Raw genomic sequence first — 13,921 nt, 5'->3', positions numbered from 1 at the left:
CGAGCGCCCCATGACCGAACGCCATCCTGTTGTTCTCGACCGTAAGGTCGCCGCGCTGCGCCAGGCCATGGGACCGGTGATCGCCGCCGCCCTCGCCGACCGCATGGTGGTCGAGGTGATGGTCAATCCCGACGGCAAGATCTGGATCGACCGGATCGGGGAGGGGCGCTCTTGGACAGGCGAGCTGCTGGCGGCGGCTGACGCCGACCGGATCCTGCGCCTCCTGGCTGATCACGCGGGGGAGGTGGTGACCCGCGACCGGCCGCGGGTGAGCGCGACCCTGCCGGAGACCGGCGAGCGTTTCCAAGGCGCCTTCATGCCGGTCGTGGCGCGGCCGGCGTTCGCGATCCGCAAGCGGCCCGAGGTGGTGTTCACCCTCACCGACTATGTCGAGGGCGGCATGATGAGCGCGAGCCAGGCCGAGACGATCCGGGCCGCCGCCGAGTTGCGCCAAAACCTGCTCATCGTGGGCGGCACCGGGTCGGGCAAGACGACCTTGGCCAACGCCATCCTGGCCGAGCCGGCCTTTGCGGGCGACCGAGTGGTCCTGATCGAAGACACCGCCGAGCTGCAGTGCTCGGCCGCCGACCAGATTCAGATGCTGACCAAGCGCACGGAACCGGCGGTGACCATGACCGACCTGGTGCGCGACACGCTGCGGCTTCGGCCCGACCGCATCGTCATCGGCGAGGTGCGCGACGGCTCGGCGCTGGATCTCTTGAAGGCGTGGAATACCGGTCACCCGGGCGGGTTGGCGACTTTGCACGCCAACAGCGCGGCGGAAGGCCTCAGTCGCTTGGAAGACCTGATCGGCGAGGTGACGCAGCGGATTCCGCACAGGGCGATCGGTCAGGCGATCGACCTTGTGATCCACATTGCGCGCACGCCCGGCGGCCGCCGGGTGTCGGAGCTGATGCGGGTGACGGGGTGGGGTGAGGGCGGCTACGTCGTCCAGGCCGCCTAGAGTTCAGGTCGAGAAGGAAGCCTCGACCGCCTGGTGGGCGGCGAGGATTTCAGCGCGAGAGGCCCGGGTCACGCCGGCGTCTTCGGCAAAGCGCGGCCAATCGGCCACGGCAGCGCGAACCTCTTCGATGATGGCGTCGATTAGGCGGTCGGAGAGGCTGTGGCGACGACCCAGGGCGTGAACCTGCGCGCGGGTGGGGTTGCGGCCTTCTCCCTCGACGTCGAGGTAGTGCTCGCCGCCGGGGCCTGCCGAATAGGTCAGGTCATAGGCCGGCGCGAGCCGCCACTGGCCTTGCGCATCCATCAGGTAGCTGTGCTGCCGGGTATGGTCGTCGCGGTTGCTGGCCAGCACGTTGAAGACCATGCGCCGGAACGCGGCCTGCAGATCCTCGGCGTGCCGGGTGATGGCGACGGTGGCGCGCAGGAAGAGGTCGTAGCTTGCGGGCGTGCGCCAGGGCGCTTCGACGGCGCCGCTCAGCGAGACCATGTGCAGTCGCTGGCCGGGACGCGGCCGGTCGAACCGGCGGGTCGCGAAATAGCCGGGGCCGGTTCTGGACGGGAGCAGCCGGTAGGGCGCCATGTCGAGGCCGGCGGTCAGGGCCATGGCGGCATAGGCGGCCTCGATCGGCCCGATGTCGGGCGGGTCGTTGGTCGCGGCGAACTTGACGATCCAGGCCTCCTGACCTGCGGCGGTCTCGCCCTCCGAGATCGAAATCCGTCCCTCGGCATCGAAGCCGACGTGGACCTTGGGCCGCGCGCCGCCCGAGCCGCCGGCCAGGGCTGCCAAGGTGTCGGCAAGCTCGCCTTCGTGACCGGTCAGGATCGCGGTGGACTCTGCTGCCAGGGCGTCAAGGTCGAGGCTCGCCACCTCGGGCGGCGGCGCGGTCGCCGGCCGATAGGTCAGGGCGCCGCGGCCGTGGTCGCCGACCAACGCCAGGCGGTCGAGCGGGCTCAAGGTCTCGATGCTGACGCCGAGCTTGCTCAGGCGTCGCCGCATGACGAGAAAGCCCCAACCTTCCGGCAAGCTGTCGGCGAGGAAGCCGTGCAAGCCCTCGAAGTCGCGTCCGCGTGCGGGGTGCAGGCCGGGTTCTGGCGGGTAGAGCAGGGCCGAAACCGGCACAGGCGCCGCGATGAGTTCCGGAGACCATTCCAGTTGCGCCAGGCCGCCGGCCATGGCCAGGCGGCCGACGGGCAGGGCGGCCTGGTCGTCGTCAAAGGCCAGACTGGCGGCCAGCGGGGTTCCCGGCGCAAGTTTCATGGGGTAGGCGGCCTGGCCGAGCGTGAACGTGGCGCCCGTACCCGCCGCGTTGGGACGCGCGCGGCCTGCTGCGCCAGGAGAGCGTCGAGGCTGCTGGCCGCGGGCAGGGGAAAGAGAGCGCCTAACGCTTCCTCGCAGCGCAGGGCGACGGCGGCCTTGACCATGTCCTCCAGCGAAGCCTGTCCCTCGGTCTCCAGCCGCCGCCACGTCCGGTAGGCGACGCCAGCGCGTTGGGCGGCTTCGAGCTGAGGCCAGCCCAAGGCGACCCGGCGCGCTTTGATGCGGCCGGCGAGCTCATGCAGGATCTCGGAGGGTGTCTGTAACACTGTCCGTATATGGCCAATTAATGGGGAAAGTTCAAGATAATTGTCCAAAACGATACGGTCTCGGGACGCTCCTCTTTGCCGAAGCTAAATCGGAGAGCGGCTGTCGGGCGTGCTCGGTCCCGCCGCGTGCCGCGGCTCCTACGGGTCCGCCCCTACGGGCGCTTCGCGCCGCTAGCCGCTCGACGGCGCGTCCCGCCGCGCGCTTCGCGCGGGCTCCTTGCAGCCTTCATTTTGCTTGGCGCGGATCGCCCGAGGCGCTCCGCGATGCTCTAAGGTTGGGGTTGTTGTTCGCGTTCGCTTGAGTCTCCTGATGCAATCCTACATCGACGCCGCCCGCCAACTGGATCTGGCGGCCTATCGCCGAGGCGTCACCCCGCCAGAGCTTACCCTATCGGACGGGCGCGATCTGTTCGTCTCCTACGCGCCCTTCGACCACATCGCCCGGAAGGCCGAGCTGGTGCTCGTTGGACTGACCCCCGGGCGAACCCAAGCCGCCAACGCCCTCGAGGCTCTACAGGGCCAGTTGAACGCCGGACGGGACCTCGAGGGGGCGCTCGCGGCGGCCAAGTCCACGGCGAGCTTCAGCGGATCGATGCGCTCATCGCTGATCGCCATGCTCGACCTCGTCGGCGTGCCGCAGAAGTTCGGTCGGGCCAGCGCGGCGGCGTTTTTCGAGGCCGGGAGCCCGCTCGTCCACTTCACGTCGATGTTGCGCTATCCGGTCTATCTGGCGGGGGGCACCAACTATTCGGGCGCGCCTGCGCCTCTGTCCCACCCGGTCCTGCGCAAAATGGTCGAAACACATCTGGCGGAAGAGGCGGCGGCTCTGCCGAGCGCCATCTGGGTCCCGCTTGGCGGGCACGCAGAGGCCGGTCTGCAGCACTTGGCCCAGGCGGGTCGTCTCGATCCCGCGCGAATCCTGACCGGACTGCCGCACCCGAGCGGCGCCAATGCCGAGCGGATCGCCTATTTCCTTGGCCGCAAACCCCGCGCGGCGCTTTCGGCCAAGACCAACCCCGGTCGGATCGATGCGGCGCGAGAGCGCCTGCAACGGCAGGTCGCCGCCCTAGCCGGTCGCTAAGTCAGGCCGGTCCTGACGGGCGAACGCCGCGCCCTGGTCGAGCAGCCAACGAATCTGCTCGAGCGCGCGGTCAGGATCTTCCTCGGCCGAGGGCAGGGTGTCGGCAGCGAGGGTCCATTCGACGTCTTCGATCGCCCAGCCGCAGCGCTTATGCAGATGGGTCGCCTGGTGGAAGAGCCCCGAGGCCTGACTTCGATGGCGCCAGTAGTCTTGGACGGCGGCCACCCGGTCTGCGTTCGCCGCGCCGCGTTCCAGAACGCTGACGAAATCAACGTCGTGTCGGGCGTGGGGCTGAACCGCCAGAATGGTCGCGCGAAGATCCTCGAGGGTGAGGCTGGCGTCGGTCAGGCCCGGGGCGCGCCGTTTGGCTTCGGCGACGATGTTGCGGCAGTCGTGGCAGATCAGCGCGCTTCGGTGTCCGCCGATGATGGGCCGGCCGCGCTCCGCCAGCCGGTAACTCAGATTGACAGGATCGGTCTCGAGCTCGAACTCCGGGACGTCATGGATCTGCGCCGACCAGCGGCCGGCGTTCGACGTGCGGCAGATCTCGATCTTGCTGCGGTCACAGACCTCACAGCGCCAGGCCGCCGGGGCCGCCCGCCAGGGCGCAAAGGTCTGTTGCTGCTTCGCGTCGAGGGCGGCGAAGGCCTCGGCTGAGGGGGCCGCGCCGCCTGGGCGGCGCTTGGGACGAAGGGCGCTGCCGGCGCCGGACGCCGCGCGTGAGCGGGCGTCGAGCAGACCGGCAAGCTGATAGGGGCGGTAGCGCTCGCCGGCCTGGGCCACAAGAAGGTGGTGGACGATCTCCGGGTCGGAGAGGGGACGGCCATAGGGTGAGCCTGGCCGGCGTTCCTTGCGATGTCGCCCCGCGGCCACGCGCTGCGAGAGCAGCGCCGCAAAGGAGACCAAGTCCTCGAACACCGGCTTGGTCGCACGCCAGATCTCGCGCGCGCGCTCGACATCGATCTCGTGCGGTTGATGGGGCTTGGGGTTGATGAAGATTGCGATCTCCTTCGGCGAGAAGGAGAAGTCAGGATCGATCTCAGCCTTCAGCGCCAACTTGGCCGCTCCTTCGGCCGCGTTGCAGTCGTTGCAAAGCAGGCTGGTGGCGAAGCGCTCGATCAGCTGGCGGCAGCTGTCGATGGCCCGGATCAGCTGTTCGCGAGCTTCGCGCTCTTCCGGCACAGGATTGTCGGCCCGGAAGATCGCCTTGGCGCGGTCGTTGAGATGGTCGTGATGATAGTCCAACTGACAGAGCAGGACGCCGCTGGGGGTCAGGCGCGCAATCGAAGGCTTGTCACGCTGGCAGCAGGGACAGACCCAGCTCATCGCCGTTGAAGCCCAAGCGTCGTTAAGGGTCAGACGGTCCGTGCCAGCCTTGGCCAGCATGGCCTTGGTCTGGCGGCTCCAGCGACCGTCACGCGCCCGCAGGAGGGTCTCGATGACCTCGTCCGGCGCGGTCGCCAAGTCGGGGATGTCCAGGGTCAGGCGGATGGAATCGGTCACGACTTGAGCTCCTGGGGCCTAGGCGGACCCTGCGCCTGGCCGCTAAGACGTGCGGTCCAGACCGGCAAACCTCGCGTCACGACCTGAGCCAGCAAAATCGCGCCGGCGATGGTGAAAGCCAGGACCCAGACGCCCAGGATGAACAGCCAGCGCGTGATCCGCCAGGCCAGGACGATCACGATCCAGGCCAGGGCGATCAGGCCCGCCACCATCAAGGCGTTGCGCACCGCTCGGCTCATGGCTGACCTCCCCACGCCGCGAAGAGCGGCCCCAAGACTAGGGTAGGCCGTTGGCTCGACAGAATCGGTCGGGTGTCAGATCCGCTGCGCCAGTTCGCGGCGCGCGTGCCAGACCGTGTCGGCGTCCATGTCGGTCTGGCCGATCATCCACTGCAGGTAGTCGCTGGGCACCTGCGCCCACGGTTGGCCGCGATGCTTGCCGAAGGTCAGCAGCGGCATGGGCCGCGGCTCGCGGGTCCAGGCGACCATCTGATCGAAGCTGGCGAAGCGGGCCAGCTCCGCGACCAGGTGTGCGGTGACCCAGGCGTCTGGGCCGGCCCGATGGGGCGGCATGGCCAGGGCGTTGTCGAGGGTCAGGCCCCGCCAGTAGCGAAGCACCTGGTTGGAATGGCGCGGGGCCTCCGGCCAGACGTGCAGGGCCACCTTGTAGGTACAGATCCAAGGGATCGCGCCGGTCGTCGCTTCGGCGATGAACTGGCGCTCGAAGGCGCAACTATGGGCCACGAGCGCCGCTGGCGCTGGACCGCTCCACACCGCGGCGTGGAGTTGGTCGGGCGTGCAGACCGGCGTGTTGGGCCCAAAGTCGGCCTCGGTGATGTGGTGGACCGCCATCGTCTCCGGCGGGATGCCGCGCATGGGCCGGTAGAGCCATGACTGGGGAGGTTCGATCGTCGCGCCCTGGGCGCCGATCACCACATCGACCCGTCCAAACTCGATGATCTCAGCCGGCGGTTCTGTCCCCGTCGTCTCCAGATCGATCACGCGCAGCCGGGTCATGGCGCGCCGACGTTGAAATGCGCCGCGAGCGCGCGGGCATGGTCGGCGAGGGTTGGCATCTGCGCCCAATGCTGGAGCAGGGCGCCATAGGAGAGACTGCAGAAGGTGACGTCGGCGAGGGCGTCGGTGACCTCGGCGGTGAAGGCCGCCAGCTCGGCGCGATGGGCTTCAATGGCCGACGGGGCCACGGTCCGCCCGTCAGGGTAGGTCGCCGGTTCCGCAAAGAGATAGCAGAGGATTGCCCGCCGACCCGTGGCCTGCGCCTGGGTGCGAAGACCAAAGGCGTGCTTCACCAGCTGGGCGGCGTCGAGAAAGACGAAGGCCCGCCCACCCGTCAGGCTGTCGCGCATGGCCTCGTAGGCGCCCATGGCCTCGCCCCACACCGGTCGCGAATAGGCGGCCGAGAAGCTGGCGGCCTTGCGGTCGCGAAATGGCTCATAGCGTTTGGACTCGATGCCGATCAGGCGATCGGGGGTTTCCACCCCGACGTCGAGCCAGGGATGGTAGCCGCCGCTCCAGGGGAAGCGCATCTCAACCTCGAGCTCGACACGGCTGGCCTCGCCGGGCACGACGAGCCCCGGCAGGCTCAGCGCCTGTGGCTGGTCGGCGAAATAGCCGAAGGCATTGGCGACCAGAGCCGCCGAGGACTCAGGGTTGGCGAACTTGCCGCTGATCAGCTCCTGACCGCCGGCCACCTGAAAGCGGGCCAAGATGGCGGCTTTCGGCAAATGGTCGAGCAGGGCGGCTCGTGCGTCGGTGAAGGGATCCAGGTCCGTCAAGCCGCGCCCTCGTTCTGGCGCGCCACACGCAGCAGGGCGCCGACAATCGGCATGTGGATGTAGAGCCCGTCGCAGGCCTGGCCGACGGCGGCTTCGATGGCCTCGGCATAGAGACCAAGCTGCGGGCCGTAGCTGACGGCGCGGGCCTCCCATGTGTCGCGCGACCCGGGAAAGCTCTTGTGGTCGATGACCGCAAACCCTGTTTCATGCTCGGCCAAGAGGTCGATGCGGCCGGACACCAGCTGCTCACCCAGCCGCGCGAACACGGGCGTCTCACGGTGGAGACGGCCTGCCGGCCAAAGCCCGCCCAGATGGGTGTTCAGGCGGTCGCAGGCGTCGAGAACATCCTGGGCTTTCACCTGATGCACGCCCCAGCGCTGCAGGATCTCATCGGCCTTCGGCAGTCGCTGTGGACCTGGCTGGTCTGGGCGATCGGCGGCGAAGATGGCGTGGACGGCCTCGCCGAGGCTCAGCATGTCGGGCGTCCCGACAAAGGGCAGGCGCGGACCGAGCTGGACCTTCTCGACTACAACGAAGGCGCCGGTGCTCGCCTCGCCGCTTGGCCGACGATGCAGGGGCGGGCGCTCGCGCGCCTGCCGCGTCAGCCGGACATAAGCGGGGCGGATCACCGGCGGGACCAAGGCGTCATCGGCCACCAGGGGGCTCACGCGCGCCGGGTAGGTCGCGGTTCCGGCGGTCAGGACGTTGTTGGCGCCCGAAGGCAGGACCACCTGTCCCGGGGCCGCCGCGTCGAGGACCTGCAGCCATTTCAGCTCACCCTTCGCGGGCGGCGCGAAGACGGCGTAGTCGCGGGCACGGGTGACGCCGACATAGAGCAATCGGGTTTCCTCCTGCCTTGCTCGCAGTTCGGCGGCTTGCCCAAGAGGGGAGGTGAGGGCGGCCTCGTCCAATCCGACGTCCTTGCTCTGGCTGGCGTAAGGCCAGGGCCAGTAGCGGATCCAGCGCCCGGCCAGGGGGTTGCGCCAGTCCAGGGCGCCCTCGGCTTCCGCGACCGGTTCGAACAGACGCGGCTTGGGCTCGCGATTCAGGCCGGTCAGGACCACCAGCGGCCACTCGAGCCCCTTGGCGCCGTGGTAGGTCATCACCTTCACCGCGTCGGCTTGCAGGCTCTTGGGGCGGCGCGGCTCGTCGGCGGCCAGGGCCAGGACCAGACCCGAGGGGGTCGCCGGCGCGCCGGAACTGGCGCAGCTGGCCTCATAGGCGCGGGCGAACCCGCGCAAGGCTTCGAGGTCATCCAGCCGGGCGGCGACATCGCCCCAGGTCTCGATCCGCCGGACGACCTGCGGCAGGACGATCAAGGCGTCGACCAGATCGGCCGGCGTCAGGGTCAGGACGGTCTCGCGCAGGGCCGCCAGGGCGCCTGAGATCGGCACGGCGGCCTGCAGAGCCGCGTCCTGATCGTCGGCGCTCACCGCCTGCAGCCAAAGGTCCGAGGTCGGGTCGTCGCTGAAGAAGCGCGCCAGTTCGGCCAGAGCCAGGCGGTCGGTCGGGTCGGCGACCCAGCGAAGGGCCGCCATGACCAGCTCGACGTGGGGCGTCTTGGCCAGGCCGTCGCGTTCGACCGCCACCTTGACGCCAAGACGGCTGAGCGAGGTGGCGACCCGCAGGATGTCGGCATGGCTGCGGCAAAGCACGGCCACATCGCCGGCCTTGAGCGGGCGGACCCCGCCCTCGGCCTTGTCGCCGACCATCCAGTCGGACCCGTCAGCGATGGCGTCGCGGATTCCAGCGGCGAGGGCCGCGTACTGCTGGTCCAGTTTGCCCTCCAGCCACCAGACCGCGAACGGCGCATGGCTGAAGTCCGCCTCCGTGCGCGCCGTGCCGCTAAAGGCATGCTCCGACGCCGGCAGGCCCATGGCGCTGAAGGCCGGGCCGAAGGCGGCGTTGACGAAAGACACAATCCCCTCGCGGCTGCGATAAGAGGTGGCGAGCACCTCTTGAGGATCGGTCGTGGTGGCCGCGACACCGTCGAACGCCGCCTGGGTCAGGGCGCTGTCGGCGTTGCGGAAGCCGTAGATCGCCTGTTTGGGATCGCCGACCCATGTGCTGGCGTCCACCAGCTCGGCCATGGCCGTGAAGATGGCGATCTGGAGGGGACTGGAGTCCTGAAACTCGTCGACGAAGACGCGGCTGATGCGCTCGCCCAGCCGCGCGGCCATGGACGGATCACGCAGCACCTCAAGCGCCAGGGCCTCCTGGTCGATGAAGTCCATCAGGCCGCGCTCGGCCTTGTAGGCCTGGTAGGCGTCTAATGCCTCCGCCGCGCAGGTGAAGAGGGTGCGGACGAAGGCTTCGCAGTCGGCCTGAAGGCGCGGATGCTCAGGGTGGCGTGCGGCGGCGCGGGAGACCGCGTCGAGGGCGTCGATCAGCGCCTGACCGTCCTTCTTGGCGCATTTGACCTTCGAGAGCCGCGCCCAATCCGGCCATGACAGGCGCTCGCCGCGCTGTACGGCGGCCTGCACTGGACGCAGCAGCTTCAGCGCCGCTTTGCCGTCATTGCCCAATTCTGCGGGGAACACGGTGAGGGCGGCGGCTACAGCGCCGTGGAGCGCCCGGTCGAGCGCGTCAGCGCTGATACTCGGCGCCGGCAACAGGGCCATGAAGGTCTCCACCGACCGATCGGCGGAGTGGGCGAGGCCGGCGGCCCCCAGACCATTGGCCCGGGCCAGTTCGATCAGCCGCCGCACGGTGGACCGCCAGTCGGAGCGCTCAGCGTCAGCGGCGCGTTTCGGCTCGAAGAAGCCCATCGCTTCAGCCAGGGCGTTGAGCGCTGGGGCATGACGCTCGATTGCGGTGTCCGCCGCGATGGCGAAGAGGCGCGAGACGCCGTCTTCGGGAATGACCTCAGCGCGCGGCGAGCGGCCCAGGTCGATGGCGTGCTCGCCGACGATCTGGCCGCAGATCGAGTTGACGGTGCCAAACCGCGCCCCCAACAGACGCGCGGCCTGTTCTGCGCGGCCGGCCTTGAAGAGGTGGGCGCGCGATCGCTCGATGAGTTCGTCCGCCGCCTTCACAGTGAAGGTGGTGGCGACGATTTCTTCTGGCTCGCGGGCTTCCACTTCCCCGGCGATGTCGCGGACGATGCGGGTGGTCTTGCCGGCCCCGGCGGAGGCGACAACGGTGTTGATCTTGGCGGCGCTCATGGTCAGTTCGCCTCCTGGGTGACGCGGCATAGGCTGGTCAGTTCGCAATAGCGGCAGGGCGCCTCCCCGGGGGTGACGCCCAGGTCCGCCGGGAAGTGGTCCGCGGCCTGCGGCAAGCCTGTGCCGAGGGCGACGCCCTGGACCGCGAGGTCGCGCCAGGCGCGCCAGGTTTCCATCAGGTCGTTCCAGGTGTCCGCCATAGAGCGAGACGCCTCGATCTCCTCATCGGCGACGAAGGCGCCTGTCGGACCGATCAGGCGACGCTGGTTGAGGAGGTAGTAGGCGCCTGGCGCCGGGGTCCCCGCCGCCGGGTCAGCGATCGCCCCGTAGGTCGCCAACTGAAGCGCTCGGCCTTCGGCGAGTTCGGTGCGACGGCGGTTGGCGCTGCGGGTCCACTTTAGATCGATGACGCCGGTCCCATGGGTCTGGTGACGGACCACCAGGTCCAGACGGCCCAGTACATCGAGACCGTTTGCGAAGGCGGCTTCACGGTCGAGCTCGGTGCCCACCACCTCCAGGTTCTTCTGGCGGAGCAGGCGGGCGAGTTCGGCCAGGGCGGCGGGAACGCGCGTGCGCGCGGCGGCCAGCTCGCCGGCGAATTCCGGCTGTTGCAGGGGCGCGGCGATGGCGCTGAGTAGGGTGTCGAACACCGCGTCGACCTGGCGCAGCACCTCCTCGGCATCCGCCACGGGACCGGGCTGCAAGACGCGGTTGGCGATTTCGTGGGCCAAATTGCCGAGCAGCTGGTCTGGGCCGGGGATCTCCGAAAACCGGCCACGCGAGAGTCGCAGGACGTCGAGCAGCATCCAGCGCATCTGGCAATCTGCCAGGCGCTCAAAGCTCGTGGCGCTCTCCTTGCGGCCCGCGAGCTTGGCGACGGCTGACGCCGGCAGGGCCCAGCAGGCCAGCGCCTGGGGCGGCTCGACGATGGCGGCCAGTTCGCGCGGTAGTCGCCGGCCCGCCAGATCGTGGGCGGCGTCTTCAAGCAGGCGTTCGGCGGTCCAGCGGATCTTGCCGCCGGCCGGCTGGAGCAGAGGGTTGAGCTGGTGCGCAAGCGGATGGCTGACTGTCTCTTCGCCCGCCGACAGGGCGGGGCGGATCAGCATCGCGCGAGTTTGGGTGTGGTGGAGGGCATTGGCGTAGCCCCAACCGATGCGCGCGGCCGCGGCGGCCGGCGATTCAAGTTCGCAGCCGGCGTCTATGAGGGCTGCGATCTCGGCTTGGCTCCACGGCGGGGTCGGCACCCGATCACCCGGCCCCTTGAAATCCCACCAGATCAGCCGGTCGACCGGCCCCCAGATCGCGGCTGGGGTCTTCACGCACCGCAGGCCGCCTGCCGTCGCGATATGCTCGGGGTTCTGGGCGCCTTCCGCCAGCACCTGCTCGATCATCCGTTCGACCAGCAGGGCGGGGAGGTGATCCTGCCCCAGGACATCGATCGCTTGCGTCAGCGCGCTCGCCGCGCCGGCGACCGTCAACAGCAACGGGTCGCCACCGCCGGCATCGGTCTCAATGGCCCATTGGCCCACGCGCACAGCGATGCGGCGGGCCGCGTCGGCTGGAATGCCGTCGAGCCGATTGTAGAGCCCGCCCGTTGTCCACTCGCGCCAACGATCCCGCCTGCGGCGGATCTCGGCCTCGGCGGTCGGATGATCGGCGAACCGTTGCGCCAGGTCGGCATCGAGGTCCGCCCAGGCCCGATCCCAAGCGGCGGCGCCCGTGCCGGGCTCTCGCGCGAGGGCGCGCGCCAGCTTGCGCGCTGCGCTCCGGCCGATGGGCGGGCGCGGCAGCAAGAGCAGATCTAGCAGCGCCTTGGCGTCGAACGGGGCCCAGCTGGCGGCGAAGGCCAGCGGCAAGACCTGCAGCGCGCCACGCCAGGGCGAGGCGGCGGACTGTCCAAGGGCTGGCAGCCCGCGCGCTTGCAGGGCGCGATCGAGCAGGGCGGTGTCGCCATCGCAGCTGACGACAACAGTCCCGGCCAGCTCCTCTTCAGTGCCGGCCGCCAGCCATTCCGCCAACGCCTCGGCCGCCATCAGAGCGGTGTCGGCTTCGACGGTCATGAAACTCGCATCGCCTTGCAGGGCTTGCGGCGAACCCGTGGCTAGAAACGTCTGGACGTTCCGCAGGTCGGTATCGTTGGCCGATCCGGAGACCGACACCTGTCCGATCACAGTCCCGCAACGCTCCAGCTGATCGACGAGTCGGCGATAGGGCGGGTGCAGCACCTGGCGGGGCTCGACGAGATGGATATGGTCGATAGTGATCGCGGGCCGGTCCAACAGGGCGGTGAGTACCGCGCACAGCCGATCGGGCGATCCTGCCGGAAGCGACGGCCCGGCGCTCTCGGCACGGGCGAGATCGTCTAGGCGCGGCGATCCAATGGCTTCACCCTGCCACCCGGCGGCGATCAGCTGGTCGCGCCAGCCCAACAACGCCTTGGCCGTGGCCCAAGGGTCACGGGCGAAGGACGCCGCGTAAAACGGGTCGCCGTTCACCGCCGCCGCGGCGCGCAGTTTCGCGGCATAGGCGGCGATGCGGACGGCTTCGGCGCCGCGGGGGCCAGTCAGGCCCAGCTGCACCTCCAGGATGTCGATCAGGCCGCTCGGCCCGACAACGGCGGCGTGCAAGGCGCCCTCCGCGTCACCGGGGAAGTCCGGATAGGCTCGCCCGTCGCACGCCAGCCCCAAAATCAAGTCCATGCCGGTATCCCCGCCAAAATCATCCGCCGCCATTCTTGGAGGCTACCGTGTGTCCCCGACAGATTCGGTCGGGTGAAAGATCGCGGGTCTGAAAGGCCGCAATTTTACCTGAAGCAGCTCACGCTAGTTCCGGGCGGGTGGCGGCGGAGCGATGCGCCGCCAAGGCGTTCTGCAGCTCGTTGACCATCAGGTCCTGCAGCCTGGTAGGGGCGAGGATCTCGACCTTGTCCTGCCAGGTGAAGAGATGCCAGGCCAGCTCAAGCATTCCACTTGCCGTGAAGCACACCAGGACCGAGCCGTCGGGTTGTTCGGTGACCTGCTGATTGGAATGAAATCGCCAACCTAGAGCGTCCGCCGCGCCATGCGGCTTGATCCGCAGGACCACATCTTCGGCGTCCCCATGGAAGACACCGAAGGAGCGGCCGGCGAAGGCGGTGAGGTTGAAATCGTCGGGGGCTGGAGCTGGGCAGTCCAGCAGGGTCAGATCGCGGATACGATCAAGGCGCCATGACTTCGGTTCGTCCGACCCCAGCTCCGCGGCCACCAGATAATTTGTGCGGCCGAACATCAGGCCGTAGGGCGCCACCTCGCGGAGCCTGCCCGGCGTTGAACCGCCATCGTAGGCGAATTTCAGCCCGCACATCGCCTTGACCGCATGGCGCACGGTGGCCAGCACCGTTTCGTCCTCGAATGGCCGCGGACCGGCCTGGACGGCGACGGTCTCGGCGTGGAGCAAGGCTTCCATGTCCGGCACAAGCTTGCGCAGCGCCGACGAGCGCATTGAGGCTCGTACCTTCGTCTCGATTGAAGCCAGGGCGGCCGCGCGATCGTGGTTGCCGCTCGATCGCATCGCCTCGGCGGTCGTGCCCAGTGCGACCAGTTCTTCTGCGGTGGGCGCCTGGAACAGCCCGTCCAGGCCGGAGGTCATGCGGTAGCGCTTGGACGGCGGCTCTTCGATGCATTCAAGTTGTGGGAAGAGCTGCTCTAGCGCATCGCGCATCCGCTCGACCGTGCGCCGGCCGGTGCCGGCGACTTCAGCCATCTCGTCGAGGGTCAGCCCCTCGGCCGACCCGGCGAGAACCCGCGCCAGATGCAAGAGTGACTGTGCTTTTTCATGGCGCATGGCGTCCCT

General features: G+C 69.1%; 10 protein-coding genes. 2 read left to right on the top strand and 8 right to left on the bottom strand.

Annotated features, from left to right (window positions below; genetic code table 11):
- The first annotated feature begins 10 nt into the window (after nt 1-10).
- The gene (gene trbB, locus FCU40_RS11890) at nt 11-964 is read left to right on the top strand and encodes a P-type conjugative transfer ATPase TrbB (protein WP_168075131.1); all 954 of its coding nucleotides are present in this window, start codon (nt 11-13) and stop codon (nt 962-964) included.
- Nucleotides 965-967: 3 nt separating this feature from the next.
- Here the strand turns inward: trbB and FCU40_RS11885 are convergent, their stop codons facing one another.
- Entirely contained in the window at nt 968-2,221 is a 1,254-nt protein-coding gene (locus tag FCU40_RS11885) for a type II toxin-antitoxin system HipA family toxin (RefSeq protein WP_168075129.1), read from the bottom strand.
- Between the two features lie 636 nt (nt 2,222-2,857).
- Between FCU40_RS11885 and FCU40_RS11875 the strand changes: the two genes are divergently transcribed.
- Entirely contained in the window at nt 2,858-3,628 is a 771-nt protein-coding gene (locus FCU40_RS11875) for a hypothetical protein (RefSeq protein WP_168075125.1), read from the top strand.
- On the opposite strand, the gene FCU40_RS11870 is transcribed toward FCU40_RS11875, so the two are convergent.
- The 7 genes from FCU40_RS11870 to FCU40_RS11840 form a co-directional block, all read right to left on the bottom strand.
- The gene (locus FCU40_RS11870) at nt 3,614-5,092 is read right to left on the bottom strand and encodes a hypothetical protein (RefSeq protein WP_168075123.1); all 1,479 of its coding nucleotides are present in this window, start codon (nt 5,090-5,092) and stop codon (nt 3,614-3,616) included. The two genes, FCU40_RS11875 and FCU40_RS11870, sit on opposite strands and share 15 nt — an antisense overlap.
- A gap of 35 nt (nt 5,093-5,127) precedes the next feature.
- Nucleotides 5,128-5,370 carry a hypothetical protein gene (locus FCU40_RS11865; RefSeq protein ID WP_168075121.1) on the bottom strand — a complete coding sequence of 81 codons (243 nt, stop codon included), beginning with the start codon at nt 5,368-5,370 and terminating at the stop codon, nt 5,128-5,130.
- 75 nt (nt 5,371-5,445) lie between these two features.
- Nucleotides 5,446-6,147 (bottom strand): exonuclease domain-containing protein, encoded by a 702-nt coding sequence (locus tag FCU40_RS11860; protein WP_168075119.1) that lies wholly within the window; start codon nt 6,145-6,147, stop codon nt 5,446-5,448.
- Complete coding sequence (locus tag FCU40_RS11855; protein ID WP_168075117.1) at nt 6,144-6,926, bottom strand: hypothetical protein; 783 nt, start codon at nt 6,924-6,926, stop codon at nt 6,144-6,146. Before FCU40_RS11855 ends, FCU40_RS11860 begins: the two co-directional genes overlap by 4 nt.
- On the bottom strand, nt 6,923-10,090 hold the full coding sequence (locus FCU40_RS11850; RefSeq protein WP_168075115.1) for a UvrD-helicase domain-containing protein: 3,168 nt from the start codon (nt 10,088-10,090) through the stop codon (nt 6,923-6,925). Before FCU40_RS11850 ends, FCU40_RS11855 begins: the two co-directional genes overlap by 4 nt.
- A 2-nt stretch (nt 10,091-10,092) precedes the next feature.
- The gene (locus FCU40_RS11845) at nt 10,093-12,789 is read right to left on the bottom strand and encodes a PD-(D/E)XK nuclease family protein (RefSeq protein WP_168075113.1); all 2,697 of its coding nucleotides are present in this window, start codon (nt 12,787-12,789) and stop codon (nt 10,093-10,095) included.
- Between the two features lie 118 nt (nt 12,790-12,907).
- On the bottom strand, nt 12,908-13,921 hold a 1,014-nt coding region (locus tag FCU40_RS11840; RefSeq protein ID WP_342672548.1), incomplete at its 5' end, for a WYL domain-containing protein.

This window comes from Caulobacter sp. SSI4214 (assembly GCF_012184455.1).
GTDB classification, from domain to species: domain Bacteria; phylum Pseudomonadota; class Alphaproteobacteria; order Caulobacterales; family Caulobacteraceae; genus Caulobacter; species Caulobacter vibrioides_E.
This window is presented reverse-complemented; position numbering and strand designations above follow the sequence as displayed.

Bases quoted from the DNA above. Each gene is read 5' to 3' on its own strand.
- trbB (WP_168075131.1), top strand. From the start codon at position 11: ATGACCGAACGCCATCCTGTTGTTCTCGACCGTAAGGTCGCCGCGCTG.
- FCU40_RS11885 (WP_168075129.1), bottom strand. From the start codon at position 2,221: ATGAAACTTGCGCCGGGAACCCCGCTGGCCGCCAGTCTGGCCTTTGAC.
- FCU40_RS11875 (WP_168075125.1), top strand. From the start codon at position 2,858: ATGCAATCCTACATCGACGCCGCCCGCCAACTGGATCTGGCGGCCTAT.
- FCU40_RS11865 (WP_168075121.1), bottom strand. From the start codon at position 5,370: ATGAGCCGAGCGGTGCGCAACGCCTTGATGGTGGCGGGCCTGATCGCC.
- FCU40_RS11860 (WP_168075119.1), bottom strand. From the start codon at position 6,147: ATGACCCGGCTGCGCGTGATCGATCTGGAGACGACGGGGACAGAACCG.
- FCU40_RS11850 (WP_168075115.1), bottom strand. From the start codon at position 10,090: ATGAGCGCCGCCAAGATCAACACCGTTGTCGCCTCCGCCGGGGCCGGC.
- FCU40_RS11845 (WP_168075113.1), bottom strand. From the start codon at position 12,789: ATGGACTTGATTTTGGGGCTGGCGTGCGACGGGCGAGCCTATCCGGAC.